This is a genomic window from Acinetobacter sp. YH16040_T (assembly GCF_024605785.1).
Taxonomy (GTDB): Bacteria; Pseudomonadota; Gammaproteobacteria; order Pseudomonadales; family Moraxellaceae; genus Acinetobacter; species Acinetobacter amyesii.
This window is the reverse complement of record NZ_CP094541.1, coordinates 3,207,954-3,231,800: the sequence shown is the minus strand read 5'-3', so window position 1 is coordinate 3,231,800 and position 23,847 is coordinate 3,207,954. Positions and strand designations below refer to the sequence as shown.

Here is a 23,847-nt window from a genome sequence, read left to right as displayed (position 1 = left end):
TGGATAATAAAAAATGAGGCTGAAATACAGCCTCATTTTTATGGATTTGGTCTTAGTCATCCATCAGTGGTGGCTGAATCGTTGCACCTACTTTGATTGGTAATTCGCTTTCAAGTACATAAGCATAGCTTAGGTTATCAAACGTTTTGAATACCATAATGTTACCAATACGTTGTCCTGGAAGTTGAACACGTTCTTTGGTTTTTGGATCAGTCACGATTTCACCTTTTTGGTTCACGCTAAAGACTTGACCAGATTGAACGCCTTGCAAGCTACCACGGTCGATCGTCACAACACTGTGAACCGCTGCAGTACCAATCGAGCCCATAACACGAACTACACTACCGCCAGCAGTGACATTTTCTGCATTGGTTGGATAGAACAGTGTTGGCAGCATTGGGTCATATTCAGGAAGAACACGATCGCCACGACGAACTTCAGCATTATAAGTATCGGTCAGTTCTAAATTGGTAATATCATTTTCACCACGAACGGCAACACCTGAAGCGACTTGAGTCAGTTCTAAGCCTGCGTTGTATTTTTTGCCGTTTGCATCGGTAAAGATGTACGGTTCGCCTTCACGGTAAACAGCATATCGTTGACCGACTTGCATGCCTTGGCCGCGTGCATAAACTGTTTGGCCTTTGGCTGCCAATACACGTTGATCAGCTGTACCTAAAATGTAAGGTGTGCCTTCCACAGAATCAGCTGCAACAATCATGCTGCGCTCAAGCCATTGCTTAATATATTCCAATGGAATAACAGGAATCGCACTGTTGAGGGATTCAACACGAACTTGTGGTTGAAGTTTAGTGCCACCTGTATAGCGACGAATAATACCTTCACAGCCATCACCTTCATCTTTACCGATGATTGGGCGGCCATTGTAGGTACACATTAATAGGCGGTCACCTGGGAAAATCCAGTGCGGATTTTTCACGTGTTTATTGCTCGCCCAGATTTCAGGCCAGCGCATGGGATTTTTTAAGAAACGCTTGGAAATATCCCACAACGTATCGCCTTTTTTCACCACATAAACTTGAGGCGCACCTGCCTTCAATGATGGTGGATTGACGTTACGAGCAGGGGCAGCTTCTGCAACACTGACCATTCCCATCCCCACACTTACACAGACTGTAAGTGCCAATAATTGTTTTTTAAACCCCAAGGCACTAAAAGTTGGCATGCCCTTCAAAACCTTTTTCATTATCATAATTCCTAAAATTATGTATGTAACTGCGTTATAATAACGATATTACACACAATTTTTTGATGAAGCATTCCTTCATTTTGTTTTTTGATCAATGGCATAAGTGAGGACGTCGTATGGCCTTATTACCTATTTTAAGTTTCCCTGATCCCCGTCTTCGTACCATTGCAAAACCAGTCGAAGAAGTTACTGATGAAATTCGTCAGTTAGCAGCCGACATGTTTGAAACTATGTATGAAGCACCGGGAATTGGCCTGGCAGCAACACAGGTAGATCACCATATTCAGCTGATAGTCATGGATTTATCTGAAGAAAAAGATCAACCCATGGTGTTTATTAACCCCAAAATTACGCCATTGACGCAAGAGACGCAGCCCTATGAAGAAGGCTGTTTATCAGTGCCTCAAATATACGATAAAGTTGAGCGCCCGTCACGTGTAAAAATTCAGGCAATTAACCTTGAAGGTCAATCATTTGAAGTGGAAGCGGACGGACTTCTCGCAGTTTGTATCCAACATGAAATGGATCACTTAAATGGTAAGTTATTCGTCGACTATCTATCGCCTTTGAAACGTCAACGTGCACGTTACAAAGTGGAAAAATTGGTTCGCCAGCGTCAAAAAGATAAAGTCGCAGTTAAGCGTTAATTGATCGCGGTAAAAAATACCTGAGACAAGCCCAATTTCGATTGGGCTTTGTTATACTTGGGTCAGACAAATGTTAGGGTTTGCCTGTATTGTTTCGTAGTGGAGTGCTGCTGTCCTTTGCAGCCGTTTTTTTGCAGATTGCTGTTTTTTTACAGCCATTGTTGCCCAAGCAATATCAAGTTGCTCCGGTCTGCGAAACCATTACGCGTGCACTTTTACTTCCCAATGTTCATACTGAACATACCGCACATTCACACCATTCATCTTCCGCTCACGCTGAGCAAGTTCAAGTCGATCATACTGCCCATGAACATGATGCCAGTCATCAATGTCAGTATTGTACGGTCTATGGCAATTTGGTTTTGCCCCCTGAACTTGATGTAAAAGAAGTGCTTGATCGAATTCAAGTTCGTTTAATTGCTTTTCAAAAAGCTTTCAAGCATGTCTGGTTTGTTCTTCAACAACTCTTTTTACTTCCGCAAGGTCGAGCCCCACCACTCGCTGCATAAATCCGACGTTTTTTTTAACTTGGGTCGTTGAGGACTCAGGTACGCCTTTATTTATGTATTTTGTGAGATAAACATGGCTCAGCCTAAATTTTTTCTACAGCCTCTTGCGGCTGCAATTTGTGTTGCCTGCTATTCAACTACGGTGATGGCTGACGAGATGTCCGTAGAGATGACGGAAACCAATGCGGTACAGACTTTGGCACCGATTGTGGTGACATCACATCAGGGGAATGATGCCAATGGCCTGATTGTTCGTGCCAATCCCAAACAGCCGATTCAACCGATACCTGCCAGTGATGGGGCCGATTATTTAAAAAGTATTGTAGGTTTTAGTGCTATTAAAAATGGGGGAACCAATGCAGATCCAACCTTCCGTGGCATGTTTGGTTCACGCATTAAAATTTTGACCGATGGCACAGAAAATCTAGGGGCGTGTCCGAGTCGTATGGATGCACCAACTTCTTATATTTCCCCTGAAAGTTATGACCGAATTTCAGTGATTAAAGGACCTCAAACAGTTCAATATGCCAATACAGGTTCTGCTGCAACAGTCTTGTTTGAACGCAAACCGGAACAGTTCGATGCTGATAAAAATTACCGTGGTCAAGCCAGTGTGATGATCGGTTCTTATGGTCGTTTAGATCATAATGTCGAGGCGGCTGTGGGCGATGAACATAAATATGTCCGTCTAAATGCCAGCCGTTCAGTTGCAGACAGTTACCAAGATGGAGATGGCAATACTGTGCCGTCAGACTGGGAGCGTTGGAATACAGATTTGGCTCTCGGTTGGACACCAAACCAAGATACTTGGATCGAACTTACTGGAGGTAAAGCCGATGGTGAGGCGGTATACGCAGGCCGTTCAATGGATGGTTCGCAATTTGCCCGTGAAAGCTTAGGCCTTCGTGTCGAGAAAAAGAATGCCACAGAGGTGATTAAAAAAATCGAAGCACAGGTCAACTATAGTTATAACGACCATATCATGGATAACTTTAGTTTGCGTGAGCCACCTTTAGCTGAAATGAGCCATCATGGTATGACTATGCTCATGCCGAATCCAATGGCGATGCAGGTTACACGCCGTACATTAAATGCACGTATGGCGGTAACCCATGAATGGGATAAGCTGCAGTTCATTACTGGACTGGATATGCAGAATAATAAGCATGCCGGCAGCATGACGTCGAAAATGATGCCTTCGATGAATAAGCCCTTAACGCAAGATATGGCATTTCAGTCATACGGAGGTTTTGGAGAAGTCAGTTATCAATTGAGTGACAACAATAAGTTGGTTTCGGGACTTCGTCTCGATCAAGTGCAAGTGAAAGATGAGCGCGCCGCTTCGAAAGCGAGTGGCTATAACACGGAGCTGAATGAAACATTGCCAAGTGCTTTTATTCGTTTTGAAAATAAGCACCCTGAACATGACAATGGTAAAACCTATATCGGTCTAGGCTATGTAGAGCGCATGCCAGATTATTGGGAATTATTCAGCCCAAAATCAGGAAATGGTCATAACAATACATTCAATCATATTGATACAGAAAAAACGCTTCAGTTAGATATGGGTTATCAACATGAACATAGCGCTTTGAATTCCTGGGTATCGGCTTATGCAGGTTTAGTGAGAGATTATATTTTAACAAGTTATAAGTCTGGATCAGGAATGATGAAGGGTATGGAAGCACATAGCCGAAATGTGGATGCCACCATTGCGGGAGCTGAAGCAGGGATTGGCTATCAATTTACAGATGCGATCCAAGCAGATGTCAGCGCAATGTATGCGTGGGGGGAAAACACCACGGATAATACGCCATTACCACAAATCTCACCTTTAGAAGCTCGGGTAAATTTACGTTATATCCAAGATAATTATACTTTGGGAGCATTTTGGCGTGTGGTTGATGGGCAAAATCGTATCAGTGCGTACCAAGGCAATATCGTGGGTTATGACCTGAAAGAAAGTGCAGGTTTTGGCACACTGTCATTAAATGGTACTTATCATATTGATGAGGGTGTAGATGTATCTGTGGGTGTGGATAATCTCTTGAATAAAACTTATACCGAGCATCTGAATAAATTGGGTGATGCAGGGACAGGTTTAGCGACCGATCAACAGTTTAATAATATTGGTCGCAATTATTGGGCACGCATATCGATGAAATTCTAAGTTCTGATATTTGTCATCCAAAAAGCAGAGCGATCGCTCTGCTTTTTTTATTGGTGCATACTGGCCAGTTGTTTGGCTTTACTTTGATACGGTGCTAAACCGAGTTTTTGAATTGCACGGCCTTTTTGCTGTAATTTTTGATTTAAACTTGGGAGATGCTTAGCACCTGAATACAGGACGAGATTTCTAGCTAATAAATAATAGGCAAACCATGCGGCGGACTGGGGTTTGAGCCCTAATTTATGCATGCGTTTTTTGCCAATAAAAAATTGTGTCAGCTCCAGATGTTGTCGATAAGCCAGTTTTTGCTGAAATGGTCGGAGGTATTTGTATTGTCTTTCAAAAGGTTCTTTAGATAGACTTGCACCGAGAGCCATACTGCTTGCATCGGATTGAGGATGTACAAATTGCATCCAATACAGCAGTTTCCAACCGTCAGATTCTTTTTCAATTAACCATTTTTCATCAATACCCATCAACCAGCCGACATAGCGCCAAAAATGCAAAAAGCTTTCAGTTTCTTGTTTTGATGGGAAAATCCCTAAAGCGCGAATGCCCAAAAGTACCACACTGCTAAAGGCAAGATTGGTCATCGCTAAGTCAAATTGATTGATCGGCACCCCCCACGTTGCAAAATCCCAGTCTTTGCCTTTTTGGAGTTGATGCCGTACCACAGCATGAATAAAACGCACATAAATTGTCGATGTAAATCCTGCATGCAAACGTTCGAGTCCGCGTTCTTCAGTGATATCTACCCACCATTTAGTGGTTTCAGCCAGACGTGTACCGGCTTGTTTATTTAAAGCACCGGTCAGCATGAGCGGCTGATTGAAACCGGGGAAAAGATAACCGACCATAAGTGAAAGATCGCGCAAAATAAAGCCATTATTAATCCCTAGCCGATGGGTGAACTCAAGGGCTTGCTGTATTTTTTCTGGCTCTAGCCAGGGCGGTATTTGTTCAACATGCTTAAAAAAATGTTCGAGTTCAGGAATAGGAAAGGGAAGCTGTTCTACACCTTTAAATAAAGCAATTTCAAAATATTCACGATGCTGCTTAGGGTTCTGCATCATCCACGTGAGCACTTTTTCCATCTGTGGATCACCACATTGCAGGGCTTTATTGAGGGCAAGATATTGAGGGTAATTCGGCTGTGCAGCTCGACCCGTCAAATGAGACAACAGAAAACTCAGTAGATTAGATTGCTGCGTGGCCTGAAATGAAGCCAGTCGGGTATTGAAGTGAGTGGTCATGTTTTGATCTTCAATGTTATTGTTGCATACCACACTAATATGAATATTTATTCGCATTCAATTCGCATAACACTATCGCATTGGAGAGCAAAAGAATGAGAAAAAGACCACAACAACAACGCGCGAAAATGATCGTGGAAAGCATTTTGCAAGCTGCGCAGTTGTGTATTGCAGAACAAGGTTTACTGGAGCTGACGACGCCCAAAATTGCGGAAAAATCTGGCGTGAGCGTTGGGTCAATTTATCAATATTTTGAAAATAAAGAACAAATCGTAGAAGAATTACTGCTCCGAAAATCAGAACAATTGGGGTTGGCACTAAAAAATATAGTCGTGGAACAAGAGCAGCACAGTATTTATGAGGTGATCCCACTTTGTATTCAGTTTGGCTTTGATATGTTGAAAGCTGATCGTGGCTTCTTCATTGAGATCTTAAAACATTGGCATCAATACAGTCATTCAGATGCCTCTCAGGTTTTGGAAAAGCATTTTTTTGAAGTTGGGATGTATTTATTTAATCGCTATTATTCACATTGGAACTTTGAAACTTTGAAACACCGCTCTTTTGTAATCATTAATAGTACCTTATTTACCATGATGCGCTATGTGAGCAATAATAGTTTTTTAATTACAGAACAACAGCTTAAAGTTGAATTGTCAAAGATGATTTTGGCGTATTTAGATAGTGAATAACACTGAAAAAAATAAATTTGTCTATTAAAGAATCTAATTAATTCAGATCCAAGATATGTGAAGATAGATCAATAATAAATCAATAACTTAAGATAATAAATCAGGAACATCATGATGGTTTCTTTGAGCTTGCAGCAACTGTCCAAATCTTTTGCGGGAAAACGTATATTTTCAAATTTAAATTTAGAGTTAAGCGAATTCGGAATTGTCGCTGTTGTTGCTGAGAATGGAGTAGGGAAGTCCACCTTACTTGCGATGATTGCGGGGATGTTGGATTTCGATACAGGCAATATTTTGATTAATGATCAGCAATATGCCCCTCACAACAATCAATACAAGAAACTTGTGGCCTATGTGCCAGATAAAAGCCCTATTTATGATTTTTTACAAGGGCAGGAGTTTCTGAATTTAATATGTAATATTCGAGGGATAGCGCATGAGCAGTATCAAATCTTCATTGAAAAATTTAAATTAGAAAACTATTTAGCCACGCCATTTGCTGACATGTCTTTTGGTACAACCAAAAAGTTTTTATTGGTTGCTGCCTTAATGACTTCGGCACCTTTACTGATTTTGGATGAACCGAGCAATGGCTTAGATCAAAATGCCTTGGCTGAATTAACAAGTATACTTTTACAACAGAGCCAATCAAAATTGATTCTATTGTCTTGCCATGATCCTTTATTTAGAGACAGTCTTGCAGCAAAAATCATCGAGCTGGATCGGCTAAAGTCCAATGAGCAGACGGCATGAATAAACAAAGACATGTTGGGCAGCGAACAATTATAAAAACGCTTTTGAAATACCGATGGACATACTATGTCAAGACCACAGCAGACGCAGTTGCACGGCAAAAGCATTTACTTATTTTAGTCACATTAATTCTCGGGCCAATGCTATTCGGACTGCTCTTATCATTAGTGCAGCCCATGATTGATTTGGTTTATTGCAAATCATTAATCACAAATCTGTTTCTTTGGACTGGCTTTCTTGCCTTAAATGTATTTTGGTGTGCGATACAGCGTAAAGCTTTGAGCGGTGGAGAAGGGTATCGCTATCTAGCGCTATTGCCAATCACGCTCAAAAGTCGCTTTGCAGTGGAAATCAAATTTTTAGGCAGTTTAAGCTTTTTGATGTTATTGCCATTTGTTTTGGCGCTTTTATATGTTTGGGTTGAGTATGAGCTTTTGGCTTCCATTGGTATTAGTGTATTGATGCTTCTTTGGATCTTTAATTTATTAATCATACAAATGCTGCTTTTACAACAGAATCAATATTGGGTTTTAGTCTGCCTTTTGACATATTTGCCCATTTTGAGCCTAGCGATATTGGAAGCTCAACTCGTTGCGGTGTTGTTATCTACTTTCATCTGTATAGCGGCAATAAAATTCTGGCTGCTCGGTAGGAAATCCAAACCAATAAAGCTGCAAGTACCTAGCGTATTTGTGATACAGAAATATAGCCCACTTTGGCTCAACCAAAATAAACTCATTATTCGTCAGGCATTTCATAAAAGATTTCTAACCCACCGTATTGTCAGTATCGGTATTTCGGTTACTGCGGTCGTGATTTTGTATTGGTTCGCCACACAGGTGGATACTTGGAACATCATGAGCCTTGATTTCACTGCTTCACAATTATTCCAATTAATGTGTGCCGTCTATATTGCACTGAGTTTATTCAATCTAGGCGTAATAAAAATGGACTTAAAATCAAATTTTGAATCTGTAGAACAATTCTGGATCATTCAAGGGTTCACACGATGGCAGCTCAGAAAATACGAATACTGTTTTTTATTGATAATTGGCTTAATGATGAGTGTGCCAGTTTTGCTGTGGCTACTGCTGAAAGGTGGATTGGTTGATGTGCTATTGATGGTTACATTATTTGGTATCGCCATTCCATTTATTCAATGGCTGTATAGAAAACCTGAAGAAGTGCACGGTGTTATGCCAGTTTTAATGTTTATCTTATGGGTGCCTGTGGCATATTGCATGCTTTCTGTACGCTAAAAACACTTTTTTAAGTAAAAAATACTAATTTAGTAGAATAAATAAACAAACGTAATGAAAAATTAAAAATAAATGGAAAAGGGTGTTGCAACGGATGTGAAATGCTGTAGAATGCACATCCATCGGCGGTGATGAAGATTAAAACTTCTGATAAAACAATGACTTGGTTGAATTGATTAAGTTGGGTTTTATTTGATAAGTTTAAAAATAATTTAAATTACCGGTTGACTCTTTAGAAATAAAGAGTAATATAGCCGACCTAGCTTGCTGGTGACGAACCAGTAAGAAGATCATTAAGAGATTATGAAGAACAACTTGTGTGGATTTTTACTGATTGATCGATCGAAATTATTTTCATTGATTAATGGTAGAAATTACTCGAAGTTTATTTGAGCAAATTTTTGTCAGTAATTGATGAGCCAAGATTGGTACCCTTATAGGTACTATTGATTTTAAACTGAAGAGTTTGATCATGGCTCAGATTGAACGCTGGCGGCAGGCTTAACACATGCAAGTCGAGCGGGGGAAGGTAGCTTGCTACTGGACCTAGCGGCGGACGGGTGAGTAATGCTTAGGAATCTGCCTATTAGTGGGGGACAACATTTCGAAAGGGATGCTAATACCGCATACGTCCTACGGGAGAAAGCAGGGGATCTTCGGACCTTGCGCTAATAGATGAGCCTAAGTCGGATTAGCTAGTTGGTGGGGTAAAGGCCTACCAAGGCGACGATCTGTAGCGGGTCTGAGAGGATGATCCGCCACACTGGGACTGAGACACGGCCCAGACTCCTACGGGAGGCAGCAGTGGGGAATATTGGACAATGGGGGGAACCCTGATCCAGCCATGCCGCGTGTGTGAAGAAGGCCTTTTGGTTGTAAAGCACTTTAAGCGAGGAGGAGGCTACTTTGGTTAATACCTAAAGATAGTGGACGTTACTCGCAGAATAAGCACCGGCTAACTCTGTGCCAGCAGCCGCGGTAATACAGAGGGTGCGAGCGTTAATCGGATTTACTGGGCGTAAAGCGTGCGTAGGCGGCTTTTTAAGTCGGATGTGAAATCCCCGAGCTTAACTTGGGAATTGCATTCGATACTGGGAAGCTAGAGTATGGGAGAGGATGGTAGAATTCCAGGTGTAGCGGTGAAATGCGTAGAGATCTGGAGGAATACCGATGGCGAAGGCAGCCATCTGGCCTAATACTGACGCTGAGGCACGAAAGCATGGGGAGCAAACAGGATTAGATACCCTGGTAGTCCATGCCGTAAACGATGTCTACTAGCCGTTGGGGCCTTTGAGGCTTTAGTGGCGCAGCTAACGCGATAAGTAGACCGCCTGGGGAGTACGGTCGCAAGACTAAAACTCAAATGAATTGACGGGGGCCCGCACAAGCGGTGGAGCATGTGGTTTAATTCGATGCAACGCGAAGAACCTTACCTGGTCTTGACATAGTAAGAACTTTCCAGAGATGGATTGGTGCCTTCGGGAACTTACATACAGGTGCTGCATGGCTGTCGTCAGCTCGTGTCGTGAGATGTTGGGTTAAGTCCCGCAACGAGCGCAACCCTTTTCCTTATTTGCCATCGGGTTAAGCCGGGAACTTTAAGGATACTGCCAGTGACAAACTGGAGGAAGGCGGGGACGACGTCAAGTCATCATGGCCCTTACGACCAGGGCTACACACGTGCTACAATGGTCGGTACAAAGGGTTGCTACTCCGCGAGGAGATGCTAATCTCAAAAAGCCGATCGTAGTCCGGATTGGAGTCTGCAACTCGACTCCATGAAGTCGGAATCGCTAGTAATCGCGGATCAGAATGCCGCGGTGAATACGTTCCCGGGCCTTGTACACACCGCCCGTCACACCATGGGAGTTTGTTGCACCAGAAGTAGGTAGTCTAACCGTAAGGAGGACGCTTACCACGGTGTGGCCGATGACTGGGGTGAAGTCGTAACAAGGTAGCCGTAGGGGAACCTGCGGCTGGATCACCTCCTTAACGAAAGATTGACGATTGGTAAGAATCCACAACAAGTTGTTCTTCATGACGATGTATCTGAGGGTCTGTAGCTCAGTTGGTTAGAGCACACGCTTGATAAGCGTGGGGTCACAAGTTCAAGTCTTGTCAGACCCACCATTCTGACTAACGAAGTATTTGAATAAAATACGGAAGCAAACAGAAAATCAGAGACATTGACTTATTGATAAGCTGGGGACTTAGCTTAGTTGGTAGAGCGCCTGCTTTGCACGCAGGAGGTCAGGAGTTCGACTCTCCTAGTCTCCACCAGAATACTTTTTAAAGCACTGCTTTTAAAAAGTATGCAAGACAAGATCACGAAGTGATCGCGTAGTTGTCTTGTGGGTTAAGCCTTAATCAAACGGTTTGATAGCTTATAGAGCTTAGCAACAAAGTGGCGTATGATTCGCTCCATTGTTATTAAGCTCTGTGATTTATCACAGTTTCCTGACCTGACGAAGGCTGGAAAAATCATTAACAGAATATATTTGAGTTGAAATAATTTGTTCATACTCATAACTGACATTAACACTAACAGTGATTTATTACTGTGATGTGAAGATAAAAGCTATGAGTTACTAGCGAAATTAACTGAATCAAGCGTTTTGGTATATGAATCTAATTGAAGCTGTACAGTGATTAAGTTCACGAGACTCTAACTGTGGCGATTAAGTTCGCAACGCAACATCTTCACTTGTAGGAGATGGGCGACTGTTTGGGGTTGTATAGTCAAGTAATTAAGTGCATGTGGTGGATGCCTTGGCAGTCAGAGGCGATGAAAGACGTAATAGCCTGCGATAAGCTCCGGGGAGGCGGCAAATATCCTGTGATCCGGAGATTTCTGAATGGGGAAACCCACCCGCTATAAGGCGGGTATCATAAACTGAATACATAGGTTTATGAGGCGAACGAGGGGAAGTGAAACATCTCAGTACCCTTAGGAAAAGAAATCAATTGAGATTCCCTCAGTAGCGGCGAGCGAACGGGGAAAAGCCCATTAAGTTATCTAAGCTTTAGTGGAACGCTCTGGGAAGTGCGACCATAGTAGGTGATAGTCCTGTACGCGAAAGGGCTTAGATAATGATGTCGAGTAGGGCGAGGCACGTGAAACCTTGTCTGAATATGGGGGGACCATCCTCCAAGGCTAAATACTCCTGACTGACCGATAGTGAACCAGTACCGTGAGGGAAAGGCGAAAAGAACCCCTGTGAGGGGAGTGAAATAGATCCTGAAACCGCATGCATACAAGCAGTGGGAGCCAACTTGTTTGGTGACTGCGTACCTTTTGTATAATGGGTCAGCGACTTACATTCAGTAGCAAGGTTAACCGATTAGGGGAGCCGTAGAGAAATCGAGTCTTAATAGGGCGTTTAGTTGCTGGGTGTAGACCCGAAACCGGGTGATCTATCCATGAGCAGGTTGAAGGTTGGGTAACACTAACTGGAGGACCGAACCCACTGTCGTTGAAAAGCCAGGGGATGACTTGTGGATAGGGGTGAAAGGCTAATCAAACTCGGTGATAGCTGGTTCTCCCCGAAAGCTATTTAGGTAGCGCCTCGGACGAATACCATTGGGGGTAGAGCACTGTTTCGGCTAGGGGGTCATCCCGACTTACCAAACCGATGCAAACTCCGAATACCAATGAGTACTATCCGGGAGACAGACTGCGGGTGCTAACGTCCGTAGTCAAGAGGAAAACAATCCAGACCGCCAGCTAAGGCCCCAAAATTATAGTTAAGTGGGAAACGATGTGGGAAGGCATAGACAGCTAGGAGGTTGGCTTAGAAGCAGCCACCCTTTAAAGAAAGCGTAATAGCTCACTAGTCGAGTCGGCCTGCGCGGAAGATGTAACGGGGCTAAAACTATATGCCGAAGCTGCGGATTTACACATTAGTGTAAGTGGTAGGGGAGCGTTCTGTAAGCCGATGAAGGTGGATTGAGAAGTCCGCTGGAGGTATCAGAAGTGCGAATGCTGACGTGAGTAACGACAAAACGGGTGAAAAACCCGTTCGCTGAAAGACCAAGGGTTCCAGTCCAACGTTAATCGGGGCTGGGTGAGTCGACCCCTAAGGCGAGGCCGAGAGGCGTAGTCGATGGGAAATTGGTTAATATTCCAATACTTCAGTGTAATGCGATGAGAGGACGGAGAAGGTTAAGTCAGCCTGGCGTTGGTTGTCCAGGTGAAAGGAAGTAGGCATGTATCTTAGGCAAATCCGGGGTACTCTATGCTGAGATCTGACAGCAAGCTGTACTTGTACAGTGAAGTGGCTGATACCATACTTCCAGGAAAAGTCTCTAAGCTTCAGTTACACTGGAATCGTACCCGAAACCGACACAGGTGGTCAGGTCGAGTAGACCAAAGCGCTTGAGAGAACTCTGCTGAAGGAACTAGGCAAAATGGTACCGTAACTTCGGGAGAAGGTACGCTGCTTTTGGTGATGGAACTTGCTTCCTGAGCTGAGAGCAGCCACAGAAACCAGGCCCCTGCAACTGTTTATTAAAAACATAGCACTCTGCAAACACGAAAGTGGACGTATAGGGTGTGATGCCTGCCCGGTGCTGGAAGGTTAATTGATGGGGTTAGCGTAAGCGAAGCTCTTGATCGAAGCCCCAGTAAACGGCGGCCGTAACTATAACGGTCCTAAGGTAGCGAAATTCCTTGTCGGGTAAGTTCCGACCTGCACGAATGGCATAATGATGGGGGCGCTGTCTCCAGCAGAGGCTCAGTGAAATCGAAATCGCCGTGAAGATGCGGTGTACCCGCGGCTAGACGGAAAGACCCCGTGAACCTTTACTGCAGCTTGACATTGAACTTTGATCTTACTTGTGTAGGATAGGTGGGAGGCTTTGAAACCGAGACGCTAGTTTCGGTGGAGCCAATCTTGAAATACCACCCTGGTAATATTGAGGTTCTAACTCTGTCCCGTTATCCGGGACGAGGACCATGTCTGGTGGGTAGTTTGACTGGGGCGGTCTCCTCCTAAAGAGTAACGGAGGAGTACGAAGGTGCGCTCAGCGTGGTCGGAAATCACGCGTAGAGTATAAAGGCAAAAGCGCGCTTAACTGCGAGACCCACAAGTCGAGCAGGTACGAAAGTAGGTCTTAGTGATCCGGTGGTTCTGTATGGAAGGGCCATCGCTCAACGGATAAAAGGTACTCTGGGGATAACAGGCTGATACCGCCCAAGAGTTCATATCGACGGCGGTGTTTGGCACCTCGATGTCGGCTCATCTCATCCTGGGGCTGAAGCAGGTCCCAAGGGTATGGCTGTTCGCCATTTAAAGAGGTACGCGAGCTGGGTTTAGAACGTCGTGAGACAGTTCGGTCCCTATCTACCGTGGGCGCTGGAAATTTGAGAGGATCTGCTCCTAGTACGAGAGGACCAGAGTGGACGAACCTCTGGTGTACCGGTTGTGACGCCAGTCGCATCGCCGGGTAGCTATGTTCGGAAGGGATAACCGCTGAAAGCATCTAAGCGGGAAGCCTACCTCAAGATAAGATTTCCCTTGGACTTTATGTCCACTAAAGAGCCGTTGAAGACTACGACGTTGATAGGTTGGATGTGGAAGTGCGGTGACGCATGAAGCTGACCAATACTAATTGCTCGTGAGGCTTGACTATACAACACCCAAACAGTTGTATGTAAAGCATCAATTGATTCGATATTAAGCAAAATAACTTGATTTAGTTAACGCTTAAGAACAAAATATGCAACTTAGATATGATCTGTTAATAACTCATTTGACCAAGCAACGGCACTGAAAAGATAAGACCAAATGCAAAGTCATAACAGTTGTGCTGGCGACAATAGCAAGAGTGAACCACCTGATCCCTTCCCGAACTCAGAAGTGAAACCTCTTAGCGCTGATGGTAGTGTGGGGTTACCCATGTGAGAGTAAGTCATCGCCAGCTCATTATTCAAAACACCCCCTGATACGTCAGGGGGTGTTTTTTTTGCAAGGAGAAAAGGGAAGAAAAAGAGGAAAAGATAAAGTAGAAATATAGAAGAAAAGCTTCATTCATTTTTATGTGATTTATAAATTAAAGACTGAAAGGCGTATACTATCCGTGTCATTGATGGAAAGCTCATGTCTGATTTAGCCTCAAATTCTCCTTATATTGAATATGGCACACGGCCATTTCTTGCCATTTTATTTTCTTTATTTTTAGCGGGCTTCGCAATTTTTTCATCGTTGTATTGTGTACAACCGATGATGCCCATTTTTGCTGATTATTTTCATGTCAGTCCGACACATAGCAGCTTTCCATTATCTTTTTCAACCATTGCCTTAGCGGTAGGGCTGCTGTTCACTGGTTTGATTTCAGATCGATTCGGCCGTAAGCCTGTCATGGTCACCGCTTTATTTTTGGCAGCGTCACTTTTAATAATCAGTTCTATATTTCCGCTTTGGGAAGTATTTCTACTGAATCGCGTGTTGATTGGTTTAAGTGTGAGTGGTGTTGCTGCTGTTGCAATGACTTATATTGGAGAGGAAATTGCGCAAAAAGATATAGGCTTTGCAATGGTGTCAACGGCATTCTAAAATTGACCCCTTTTACCTTTCAAATGGCAAAGTAAAATTGACCCCTTTGATCTCGTATTAAGTTTCAACCTGGGGCTGAATCCCAATTCTTTTTTTATCCTTCAAACGATAACTCTCACCCGATATTTGTACCACATGACAGTGATGCAATAACCGATCTAACATCGCAGCGGTCAACGTGACATCATCTGCAAAGGATTTGGACCACTGGCTAAAGGGTAAGTTACTCGTCAATATCGTACTGCCTTTTTCATAACGCTTGGCAATCACGTTAAAGAACAGATTCGCTTCTTCACGTCCAAACGGTAAATAACCAATTTCATCGATAATCAGTAACTTTGGTCCCAGTACCGCACGTTGCATATAGGTTTTCAGTTTACCTTGCTGATAGGCTGTACTCAGTTGCAGCATGAGATCGGCGGCGGTAATGAACTTGATCTTAATGTTGTTCATGATGGCCTTATAGCCTAATGCCATAGATAAGTGCGTTTTTCCTACTCCGCTAGCCCCGAGAAACACCACATTTTCTGCTCTAGCAATAAAGCTCAGATTGAACAGTTCAATCACCTGTGATTTAGGGGCCCCTAGGGCATAATTAAAATCATAGTCTTCCAGGGTTTTGACTTGAGGCAGGCCTGAGAGTTTCATCAGTACCTGCTGACTGCGCTGTTGCCTGGCAGCATATTCATGCGTCAAGATCGCTTCAACAAAGTCGGCATAACTTCCATCTTGACCTAATGTTTGTTGTGCATGATGTGACCATTGTGATGCGATGGCAGGCAGATTGAGCTTTTGGCAAAGTTGCTCTATACGGTCGTATTGCAGATTCATCAGGAAACTCCCAGCAACTGGTCATATACCGATAAGGGATGCTGCAAACTCTCGTAGGGCATGACATGCTGTGCTGCTGCAACAGGTACAGTGCCAGAACCCGTATCTGATTGCGGTAATGGCGTAAATTTTTGCTGCTCCTGTTGCAGTCGAACAGCCGGTTTTTCTTGCGTGGTGGCATGAATCCGCTGATTGGCGGTTTCATGCAGCCACCGGCCAATGAGGGCATTGGCGACATCAACATCTAACAGTAAACCCGAAGTCTTCAGGCTTGCTTTCAATGGCACAATAAAGCTTGATTTGAGGTATCCATTAAAGCGTTCAACTTTGCCTTTGGTCTGTGCACGGTAGGGCTTACATACGCGAGGACGAAAGCTGTATTTCTTGGCGCAGTCGAGCAGTTTGGGATTCCATTTATGCTGCCCCTCCTGATAGGCATCCCGTTCAATCATGATCGTTTTAGCGTTATCAAACAGTATTTCCTGAGGTACTCCTGCAAAGAACTGAAATGCATTTTCTAGACCATCGATCCATGCATCGGTACGTTCATGATCATAAAATTTCACGAAAGTCGCTCTGGAATACCCTAATGTTGCGAGGCTTTGTTGCATAAAGGCTTTAAAGATAGAGTTTCCCTAAGTAACTCAAATTTAAGTGACAACTTGGGTATGAGGGCGACCTAATTCTGTGAATTTGTTCAAAACTGCTACACGTGCATGAATCTCATTCACCTGACTAGGAAAACTCCTTGCTGTTAATTTATCGCCCAATAATTTGATGCAATGCATCTTGGTTTCAACCAAACTTCGATGATGGTAGCCTGACCATTTTTTCCATAGCGTCCTACCTAGATGTTTAACAGTACGAAGTAATTCATTTCGCTCTAGCGAGCTGGTCTTTTTATCTTTCCATGGCTTCGCATTTTTTCTAGGTGGAATCACCGCATGTGCATCTCGATCTGAAATGACTTGTCGGCAGAGCTTTGTGTCATATGCGCCATCAGTATAGACCGAATCAATTCGTTCATCCAAGGGAATTTGAGAAAGTAAATCATCGAGTACTTGCGAATCGCTCACATTATTTGTAGTAAGCTGTACTGCACGTATTTGAAGGGTTTCAGCATCTATAGCAATATGAAGCTTGCGCCATTGACGACGATATTCAGGTCCATGTTTCTTACGTTTCCATTCACCTTCACCTAGAAATCTCAAGCCAGTGGAGTCTACGAGTAGATGTAGCCCATCACTACTTTTTTGATAGCTAATCGCAATATCAATATGCTTTTGTCTACGACAAAGGGTGGAGTAATCCGGAGCTGTCCAATCTAATCCCCAAAGCTTAATCAGGCTTTGAACAAAACCTGAAACCATGCGTAAAGAGAGTCGAAATAGGGATTTAATCATTAGGCAACATTGGATTGCTATATCAGAATAGGTTTGATTTCGACCTTGTTTGCCCTTTGCTTGTGCATACCACTGAGTTTTTGAATCAAACCAAATGGCAATATTTCCACGATTAATAAGTGCGCGGTTGTATGTAGACCAATTGAGAGTACGGTAAATTTTAGGTGTGGGCTTATTCATTTGAAAATTATATTGTGGAATAAGCCCTTAACGATAGGTTTGTGCAACAAAGCCGATCAATATTGGTATTAAAATTAAGGCGATTATGAAAAATATAACTATTTTAATGATGGCTTTATTTTTTATCTTAATTTCAGCTTGTGTAAGTACCACGAATTTAGGGACAGCTGGTGCAGAACGTAAACAGTTTTTTATCGTTCCTCAAAAATTATTAACTAAACAGGCGGACAGATCTTATCAACAATTTATTCATCAGTCTAAAGACAAACAACTTTTGATCATTTATCCGAAATTGGATCAGGTTTTAAATAAACTCAAAAAAAATGCGGAGTTTTACCGTCAAGGTTCGAGCCAATGGGATTGGCAAGTCAGTGGGAATCTCAATAAAGATTTAAATGCACATGGTTTTCCAAGTGGGAAAATTGTCATTAACACGGGTTTGTATTGGAGTTTAAAGCTGACTGAAGATGAATTGGCATTTGTGATGGCGCATGAAATGGCACATGCATTGCGTGATCATCATCGTGAAAAGATTTCTTTGCTGTTTGCTAGTCAGGTGGCGATGATTTCTTCGACTGCGGGTATCGGCGCGCTTGCAACGGCTGCCAGTAGTGTGACTGGGCAAGCGGTTTTTCTGCCTAAAGTTTCAAAATTTGAACTAGAAGCTGATGTTCTCGCACTTGATCTTATGTCGAAAGCGGGCTTTGACCCAAATGCAGCATTGAGTTTTTGTCAAAAATATCAGCAGGAAACGACACGCCGTCAAATGCTTGATGTAAAACCATTGATGACTCAAGACAGTATAGATAAGCGTAAGATTTATATTGAAAAATATTTACCTGAAATGCACATCAAATTTCAACAGGCGCAGGCTTTAATGTTGAATAAAATGCGATAACTCATGGCACATTCTAGGTTGATTTAAACTAAAGCAAAGTTACAAATGATTTATTTAAATCTTGTTTTATAGTCGTGCTACAGCACTATTACATCTGATGTCTATATAAAACAATTCAATGATTCTGTAGCTATTGTATAAATTATAATCAAGCATGATGAATGGAATTCATGGTAAAATGATCGGCTTTCATCTTCTTTGATCTTTTTTTAGATCATTCCATCTGCCAGCCGAGAATTGCTAGCCATGTCTACTGCTTATACTATGCAGACTGCGCCAAAAGCGTTGTTTGATTACGACAAATATTGGGCGTCTTGTTTTGACCCTGCGCCATTTTTGCCGATGTCACGCGAAGAAATGGATCAACTCGGTTGGGATAGCTGCGACTTTATTTTGGTTTGCGGTGATGCGTATATCGATCATCCATCATTCTGTTCAGGCATTATCGGCCGTACCCTTGAAGCACAAGGTTTCCGTGTCGGGATTATTGCTCAGCCAGACTGGACCAATGTAGAAGCCTTCCGTGTATTGGGTAAACCAAATATTGCTTGGGGCGTGACAGCCGGCAACATGGATTCGATGATCAACCGTTATACAGCTGACCGTAAAATCCGTTCAGATGATGCGTATTCTCCGGATAATCAGCCGAATAAACGTCCAGACCGCGCAGCAACAGTCTATTGCCAGCGTGTGCGTGAAGCTTATCCAGATGTGCCTGTATTATTGGGCGGTATTGAAGCCTCGCTGCGCCGTATTGCACATTATGATTATTGGTCAGACAAAGTCCGCCGTTCAGTATTGATGGACTCGAAAGCCGATCTATTGATGTATGGTAATGGTGAACGTTCAATCACGGAAATCATGCATCGTTTGGCTCGCGGTGAAAAAATCCAAGAGATTACGGATGTCCGCGGTACTGCATTTATTGTGAATAAAAATAACCGGGCTTCAAAAGCGAAGTTTATTGAAATCGCATCAAATGATGTCGATGCGATTGGCCGTGTCGATCCGATCATTAACCCGTACGTGATGACTGAAGACCTTGAAGGCTGTGAAATCGAGAAAGGCAAAGACAGCGTTACGCAATATCAAGGCTTCCAAAAAGAAGCGGTAGCAAATCCGATTGTTCGTGAAGGTGATAACTTAGACGCCGATACGCAAATCGTGCAGCTGCAGCCTGCATCAAAAGCCATTAAGCATAAATTGCCGCCGCGTGAATTGGCGGTGATTCGTTTACCTGCCTATGAAGATGTGGCGAATGATCCTGTGCTGTATGCACATGCCAACCGTATTTTGCATTTGGAAACTAATCCGGGCAATGCGCGCGCGATGGTGCAAAAGCATGGTGAACGTGATGTTTGGCTGAATGCACCGCCGATTCCATTGACTACAGAAGAAATGGATTATGTGTTTGACTTGCCGTATGCACGTCTGCCACATCCTGCGTATGGTGAAGCGCGTTTTCCTGCTTTTGACATGATTAAGTTCTCTGTAAACATTATGCGTGGCTGTTTTGGCGGCTGTACCTTCTGCTCAATTACAGAGCATGAAGGGCGTATCATTCAAAACCGTTCTGAAGAATCGATTTTGCGTGAAGTTGAAAAAATTCGTGATACCGCACCGGGTTTTACCGGGATCATTTCTGACTTAGGCGGTCCAACGGCCAATATGTACCGTTTGGCATGTAAAGATCCTGAGATTGAAAAGAACTGCCGTAAGCCGTCGTGTGTATTCCCGGGTGTGTGTCAAAACTTGCACACAGATCATGCGCCTTTAACCCAGTTATACCGTAAAGCGCGTTCATTGCCGGGGATTAAAAAGATTCTGATCGGTTCTGGTTTACGTTATGACCTTGCAGTGTTAAACCCAGAATATGTCAAAGAATTGGTGACACACCATGTGGGCGGTTACCTGAAAATTGCACCTGAACATACCGAAAAAGGCCCATTATCGAAGATGATGAAGCCGGGGATCGGGACCTATGACCGTTTCAAACAAATGTTTGATCGTTTCAGTAAGGAAGCAGGGAAGGAGCAGTATCTCATTCCTTACTTTATCGCAGCGCATCCGGGTACGACTGACTATGACATGATGAACTTGGCGATTTGGCTGAAGAAGAATGGTTTCCGTGCCGATCAGGTGCAAACCTTTTATCCATCACCAATGGCGACCGCAACAACCATGTACTACACCGGTAAAAACCCGCTGGCTAAAGTGGCGCGTTATACCGAAAATGTCGATATCGTGAAAGGTGAAAAACGCCGCCGTTTACATAAAGCCTTCTTGCGTTACCATGATCCAAATAACTGGCCATTGCTGCGTGAAGCGCTCAAAGAAATGGGCCGTCAGGATCTGATTGGCAACTCAAAACAGCATTTGATTCCGACGTATCAACCGGCGGGCAGTGCTGAGGGCCAATACCAATCTGCACGTAAAAAGAACTCAAGCATTGCGGGTGATTCACAAAAACGTACAGGTGAACAAGGTAATCGGACGAAGGCTGCTCAATCGCGTCCTTCAAATACCAAGAAGCGTCCTGAGCGCGGTCAAATCTTGACGCAGCATACTGGTCTGCCGCCGCGTGAAACGGGTGATGCGAAAAAACCTTTTGGCGGTCCGAAACCCAAAGGAAAATCGAAGTCTAAATCACGCGCTTAAAATGGATAGATAAAAAAAGACACTTCGGTGTCTTTTTTTATGGGTGTTATGCTCGGCAGCATAAGAAAGTTTGCATTTTTATATGCTGTTACAAGCTCAATGCCATATGTGTGTCGGTTATCTCAATGAAATACGAGCAAAATTTGACAGCTTATCGGAATAGTCTGACAGTGAGAGGAAATGCACTTGCTGTCGTTTTAGCGAATGATCTAAAGTATCTGTATATAGCAATGGATGCTATTACTCTGAACGAAGTGGCATGTGATGTTTGACGCTTTAAGTTTGCAACTTTTTGTCAGTTTAAATACGTATTGTGTGAAAGTTAGAGTTATTTTTTTTAATAGGAAATTAAAAAAATAATACTGGTTGTATACTTCGTCTTCAAAAGAAGTATGTCAAAAACCAAAAATATAAGAAATATAAAGGATTATGAGATGACTATATACATAGTAATAGGGAGTATTTTACTCTTCTGTGTGCTCATAATGGCTTGGAAAAGTTTAGAAAGTGATTCTAAGCAACAAGATAGCGCATTGAAACAACGTGCTATTTTCAACATTAATGAGCAATTAACTTACACGCGTTTAAAAGAAATTTTGCCTAAGCATACGATCCTTGCGCATGTATCTTTTGATGCACTGTTGACCACGAAATATTATCGTACGCGGAACAAGTATCGAAATATGGTGGCGGACTTTGTCGTCCTCGATGAACAGCATCAGATCTTGGCAATCGTCGCTTTAGATGATCCAATGGTGCTGAAACGGATGCAGCAGTCGCAATATCAAGATGCTTTGCTCGCTTTGGCAGGCTATCGGGTCATTCGTTATGATGATGTGCCTGAGTACGTTCAATTACGCGAAGATTTCTTAAATGAGCAGCGTGTACAAGCGCCATTTGTACCGGTTAATGATTTGAAAAAATATCATTTATATTCAGATTTGGAACGTAAAAAGATCAAAATTATTGGATCTTAAGGATTCAAAGAGCCAAGTCTTTTGCAAAAAAAAGCATGTCTTTAGACATGCTTTTTTTATTGTTATTCAGGCTTAATGGTTATTCAGGCTTAACGGCTACGACAGTTAATTCTACCCGTACACGCGGGTCGTATAATTTGGCTTCGACACAAGTTCTGGGTAATGCTTCAATGTCTGACACCCACGCATCCCATACTTCATTAAATGCGGCATAATCCTGTTCAATATCTTTAAGATAAATGGTCACTGACATAATCTGGCTTTTATCTGTGCCGGCATCTGCAAGGAATTGATCAATGATCTCAAATGTTTGCTGTGTTTGTCCTTTGATGTCTAAATCAAGGTCTGTTGCCAATTGACCTGCCAAATGGACCAATTGACCTGAAATAGCGATTTCGGAAAAGCGTTTTGAAACATGCAGGCGTTGGATGGTCATGCGGAATATCCTGAAAGCAAAAAGGTCACTTAATCTTGAGTTTTAGGCATTGTAGCTGCAACCAAGGCCGTCAATAAACAGCCAACAGCAAGGTAGATTGCTACATAATGCCATGAACCATCACCCCAAATCACCAAAGCTGCTGCAATCATTGGGGTAAAGCCACCACCGATAATACTGGCTACTTGATAGCCGACACCTGCGCCACTGTAGCGATAGGCGGTACCAAACAAGGAGGTAAAAATCGGCTGGTGTACACTCACCACCATATCATGGGCAATATTGGCAAGGAAAATTGCACCGACAATAATTAGCCAAGTATTTTGTGCATCAAGGGCCATGAAGAAGGGAAAAGCTGAAAGCGCACCAATCAATCCACCCAGCACGCACATTTTACGATGATCAAATCGATCTGCTAGCCACACAAAGAGGGGAATGCTGAAGCAGCTAATGGCACCAACCATTAAGGTGATATTGAGGAAGAACTGTTTGTCCATGCCCAATTGAGCGGTGGAATAATTCAGTGCAAAGTTCGTCACCAAATACATGGTGAGTAACTCAGTCAGGCGCAGCGCAATAATGTAGAAAAAGGCTTTTGGGTGTTGGCTAATCGCTTGCAGAATCGGTAATTTTTGCGGCGTTTGTCGAGCTTTGACCACATTGTCGATGAATTCTTGTGATTCGTCTTGATCACGTCGAATCCACATCGCGATAGCCAGCAAGACAATACTGGCAATAAAGGGAATTCGCCATGCCCAATCAGCAAAAGCATCTTCACCCAAAGTGGCAATAATCAACGACACAGCGCCTGTTGCCAGAACGAGTCCGACGCCATAGCCAATTTGTACACCACTGCTGTAAAAGGCTTTTTTGCCTTTCGGGGCATTTTCCACGGCCATCAGGGCAGCGCCGCCCCATTCACCACCGACGGCAAAACCTTGTATTGCTCGAAGTGTCACGAGCAGGATCGGGGCCCACCAACCGATGGCCGCAAAATTGGGTAATAAACCAATGCCGACCGTCGAAATACCCATCAGGATGACGGTGAGCACCAACATTTTCTTACGACCCAGCTTGTCACCAAAATGTCCAAACACAATGCCGCCTAAGGGGCGGAACAAGAAGCCAACGCCAAAGGTCGCCAAGGCAGCAAGTGTGCCCATATTGTTGCCAATACTGGGGAAAAACTGATCTTTGAAAATGAGTGCGGCAACAATGCCATAAAGTAAAAAGTCGTACCAATCGACTACGGCACCAATGAAGCTACTTAATGCGGCTTTACGAGCGCGTTGTTCTTGATTTTGTGAAATATTTTGAGGATTTGGAGCGGATTTTACAGAAGGCATACAGCGGGGTATTCCATGATTGACAACAGAGTTGCCCTGTAATATTCGGATTTGATCGTCACGCCAATCAC

Annotated in this window: 15 protein-coding genes, 2 tRNA genes, 3 rRNA genes and 2 pseudogenes; 15 read left to right on the top strand and 7 right to left on the bottom strand. The window is 43.3% G+C overall.

The genetic code is table 11. From position 1 onward, the window contains the following. Window positions 1-52 precede the first annotated feature (52 nt). Window positions 53-1,207, bottom strand: coding sequence for a LysM peptidoglycan-binding domain-containing protein (locus tag MST16_RS15925; protein WP_180010743.1), 1,155 nt, complete (start codon window positions 1,205-1,207; stop codon window positions 53-55). 119 nt (window positions 1,208-1,326) lie between these two features. On the opposite strand from MST16_RS15925, the gene def reads away from it, so the two are divergent. From def to MST16_RS15910, 3 genes are all read left to right on the top strand, one after another. Further along, the gene (def, locus tag MST16_RS15920; protein ID WP_180010741.1) at window positions 1,327-1,857 is read left to right on the top strand and encodes a peptide deformylase; all 531 of its coding nucleotides are present in this window, start codon (window positions 1,327-1,329) and stop codon (window positions 1,855-1,857) included. Window positions 1,858-1,946: 89 nt separating this feature from the next. Beyond that, window positions 1,947-2,366 carry a DUF2946 family protein gene (locus tag MST16_RS15915; protein ID WP_180010841.1) on the top strand — a complete coding sequence of 140 codons (420 nt, stop codon included), beginning with the start codon at window positions 1,947-1,949 and terminating at the stop codon, window positions 2,364-2,366. Between the two features lie 73 nt (window positions 2,367-2,439). Next, complete coding sequence (locus tag MST16_RS15910) at window positions 2,440-4,536, top strand: TonB-dependent copper receptor (protein ID WP_180010739.1); 2,097 nt, start codon at window positions 2,440-2,442, stop codon at window positions 4,534-4,536. A gap of 47 nt (window positions 4,537-4,583) precedes the next feature. On the opposite strand, the gene MST16_RS15905 is transcribed toward MST16_RS15910, so the two are convergent. Then, window positions 4,584-5,789, bottom strand: a complete 1,206-nt coding sequence (locus MST16_RS15905) for an oxygenase MpaB family protein (protein WP_180010737.1) — start codon at window positions 5,787-5,789, stop codon at window positions 4,584-4,586. A 95-nt stretch (window positions 5,790-5,884) separates the two neighbouring features. Here MST16_RS15905 and MST16_RS15900 point away from each other — a divergent pair, with 95 nt between their 5' ends. The 9 genes and pseudogenes from MST16_RS15900 to MST16_RS15860 all read left to right on the top strand — a co-directional run. Next, window positions 5,885-6,481, top strand: coding sequence for a TetR/AcrR family transcriptional regulator (locus tag MST16_RS15900; protein WP_078194008.1), 597 nt, complete (start codon window positions 5,885-5,887; stop codon window positions 6,479-6,481). A gap of 111 nt (window positions 6,482-6,592) precedes the next feature. Next, window positions 6,593-7,234, top strand: a complete 642-nt coding sequence (locus MST16_RS15895; protein WP_180010735.1) for an ABC transporter ATP-binding protein — start codon at window positions 6,593-6,595, stop codon at window positions 7,232-7,234. Window positions 7,235-7,410: 176 nt separating this feature from the next. Next, window positions 7,411-8,493 carry a hypothetical protein gene (locus tag MST16_RS15890; RefSeq protein ID WP_257245662.1) on the top strand — a complete coding sequence of 361 codons (1,083 nt, stop codon included), beginning with the start codon at window positions 7,411-7,413 and terminating at the stop codon, window positions 8,491-8,493. 454 nt (window positions 8,494-8,947) lie between these two features. Continuing rightward, window positions 8,948-10,485: ribosomal RNA gene (locus tag MST16_RS15885) — 16S ribosomal RNA — on the top strand. A gap of 61 nt (window positions 10,486-10,546) precedes the next feature. Continuing rightward, window positions 10,547-10,623: transfer RNA gene (locus tag MST16_RS15880), tRNA-Ile, on the top strand. A gap of 74 nt (window positions 10,624-10,697) precedes the next feature. After that, window positions 10,698-10,773 (top strand) — tRNA-Ala (locus MST16_RS15875). Between the two features lie 457 nt (window positions 10,774-11,230). Continuing rightward, a 23S ribosomal RNA gene (locus tag MST16_RS15870) occupies window positions 11,231-14,124 on the top strand. 176 nt (window positions 14,125-14,300) lie between these two features. Next, a 5S ribosomal RNA gene (gene rrf, locus MST16_RS15865) occupies window positions 14,301-14,415 on the top strand. The 16S, 23S and 5S rRNA genes sit together here with 2 tRNA genes alongside, the layout of an rRNA operon. 176 nt (window positions 14,416-14,591) lie before the next feature. Continuing rightward, window positions 14,592-15,029 (top strand): annotated as a pseudogene (locus tag MST16_RS15860) (MFS transporter); the annotation flags it as partial. Between the two features lie 75 nt (window positions 15,030-15,104). Here MST16_RS15860 and istB read toward each other — a convergent pair. From istB to MST16_RS15845, 3 genes and pseudogenes are all read right to left on the bottom strand, one after another. Continuing rightward, window positions 15,105-15,878 (bottom strand): IS21-like element ISAba8 family helper ATPase IstB, encoded by a 774-nt coding sequence (istB, locus tag MST16_RS15855; protein ID WP_001053379.1) that lies wholly within the window; start codon window positions 15,876-15,878, stop codon window positions 15,105-15,107. Further along, a pseudogene (gene istA, locus MST16_RS15850) lies at window positions 15,878-16,510 on the bottom strand (IS21 family transposase); the annotation flags it as partial. The gene istB and the pseudogene istA, both read right to left, overlap by 1 nt. Window positions 16,511-16,528: 18 nt before the next feature. Continuing rightward, the gene (locus tag MST16_RS15845; RefSeq protein WP_180004513.1) at window positions 16,529-17,461 is read right to left on the bottom strand and encodes an IS5 family transposase; all 933 of its coding nucleotides are present in this window, start codon (window positions 17,459-17,461) and stop codon (window positions 16,529-16,531) included. Window positions 17,462-17,546: 85 nt separating this feature from the next. Here MST16_RS15845 and MST16_RS15840 point away from each other — a divergent pair, with 85 nt between their 5' ends. The 3 genes from MST16_RS15840 to MST16_RS15830 all read left to right on the top strand — a co-directional run bounded on the left by MST16_RS15840 (window position 17,547) and on the right by MST16_RS15830 (window position 21,994). Continuing rightward, entirely contained in the window at window positions 17,547-18,359 is an 813-nt protein-coding gene (locus MST16_RS15840) for a M48 family metallopeptidase (RefSeq protein ID WP_180005215.1), read from the top strand. A 246-nt stretch (window positions 18,360-18,605) separates the two neighbouring features. Continuing rightward, entirely contained in the window at window positions 18,606-21,017 is a 2,412-nt protein-coding gene (locus tag MST16_RS15835; protein ID WP_180010724.1) for a YgiQ family radical SAM protein, read from the top strand. Window positions 21,018-21,451: 434 nt separating this feature from the next. Then, entirely contained in the window at window positions 21,452-21,994 is a 543-nt protein-coding gene (locus MST16_RS15830) for a DUF2726 domain-containing protein (protein ID WP_180010722.1), read from the top strand. A gap of 79 nt (window positions 21,995-22,073) precedes the next feature. Here the strand turns inward: MST16_RS15830 and MST16_RS15825 are convergent, their stop codons facing one another. Further along, window positions 22,074-22,430, bottom strand: coding sequence for a RidA family protein (locus tag MST16_RS15825; RefSeq protein ID WP_180010720.1), 357 nt, complete (start codon window positions 22,428-22,430; stop codon window positions 22,074-22,076). Window positions 22,431-22,459: 29 nt separating this feature from the next. Next, entirely contained in the window at window positions 22,460-23,776 is a 1,317-nt protein-coding gene (gene shiA, locus MST16_RS15820; RefSeq protein WP_180092571.1) for a shikimate transporter, read from the bottom strand. Window positions 23,777-23,847 lie beyond the last annotated feature (71 nt).

What these genes read in the sequence shown, in the direction of transcription:
- MST16_RS15925 (WP_180010743.1), bottom strand. Translation starts at nt 1,207, where the DNA reads ATGAAAAAGGTTTTGAAGGGCATGCCAACTTTTAGTGCCTTGGGGTTT.
- def (WP_180010741.1), top strand. Translation starts at nt 1,327, where the DNA reads ATGGCCTTATTACCTATTTTAAGTTTCCCTGATCCCCGTCTTCGTACC.
- MST16_RS15910 (WP_180010739.1), top strand. Translation starts at nt 2,440, where the DNA reads ATGGCTCAGCCTAAATTTTTTCTACAGCCTCTTGCGGCTGCAATTTGT.
- MST16_RS15905 (WP_180010737.1), bottom strand. Translation starts at nt 5,789, where the DNA reads ATGACCACTCACTTCAATACCCGACTGGCTTCATTTCAGGCCACGCAG.
- MST16_RS15900 (WP_078194008.1), top strand. Translation starts at nt 5,885, where the DNA reads ATGAGAAAAAGACCACAACAACAACGCGCGAAAATGATCGTGGAAAGC.
- MST16_RS15895 (WP_180010735.1), top strand. Translation starts at nt 6,593, where the DNA reads ATGATGGTTTCTTTGAGCTTGCAGCAACTGTCCAAATCTTTTGCGGGA.
- MST16_RS15890 (WP_257245662.1), top strand. Translation starts at nt 7,411, where the DNA reads ATGATTGATTTGGTTTATTGCAAATCATTAATCACAAATCTGTTTCTT.
- istB (WP_001053379.1), bottom strand. Translation starts at nt 15,878, where the DNA reads ATGAATCTGCAATACGACCGTATAGAGCAACTTTGCCAAAAGCTCAAT.
- MST16_RS15845 (WP_180004513.1), bottom strand. Translation starts at nt 17,461, where the DNA reads ATGAATAAGCCCACACCTAAAATTTACCGTACTCTCAATTGGTCTACA.
- MST16_RS15840 (WP_180005215.1), top strand. Translation starts at nt 17,547, where the DNA reads ATGAAAAATATAACTATTTTAATGATGGCTTTATTTTTTATCTTAATT.
- MST16_RS15835 (WP_180010724.1), top strand. Translation starts at nt 18,606, where the DNA reads ATGTCTACTGCTTATACTATGCAGACTGCGCCAAAAGCGTTGTTTGAT.
- MST16_RS15830 (WP_180010722.1), top strand. Translation starts at nt 21,452, where the DNA reads ATGACTATATACATAGTAATAGGGAGTATTTTACTCTTCTGTGTGCTC.
- MST16_RS15825 (WP_180010720.1), bottom strand. Translation starts at nt 22,430, where the DNA reads ATGACCATCCAACGCCTGCATGTTTCAAAACGCTTTTCCGAAATCGCT.
- shiA (WP_180092571.1), bottom strand. Translation starts at nt 23,776, where the DNA reads ATGCCTTCTGTAAAATCCGCTCCAAATCCTCAAAATATTTCACAAAAT.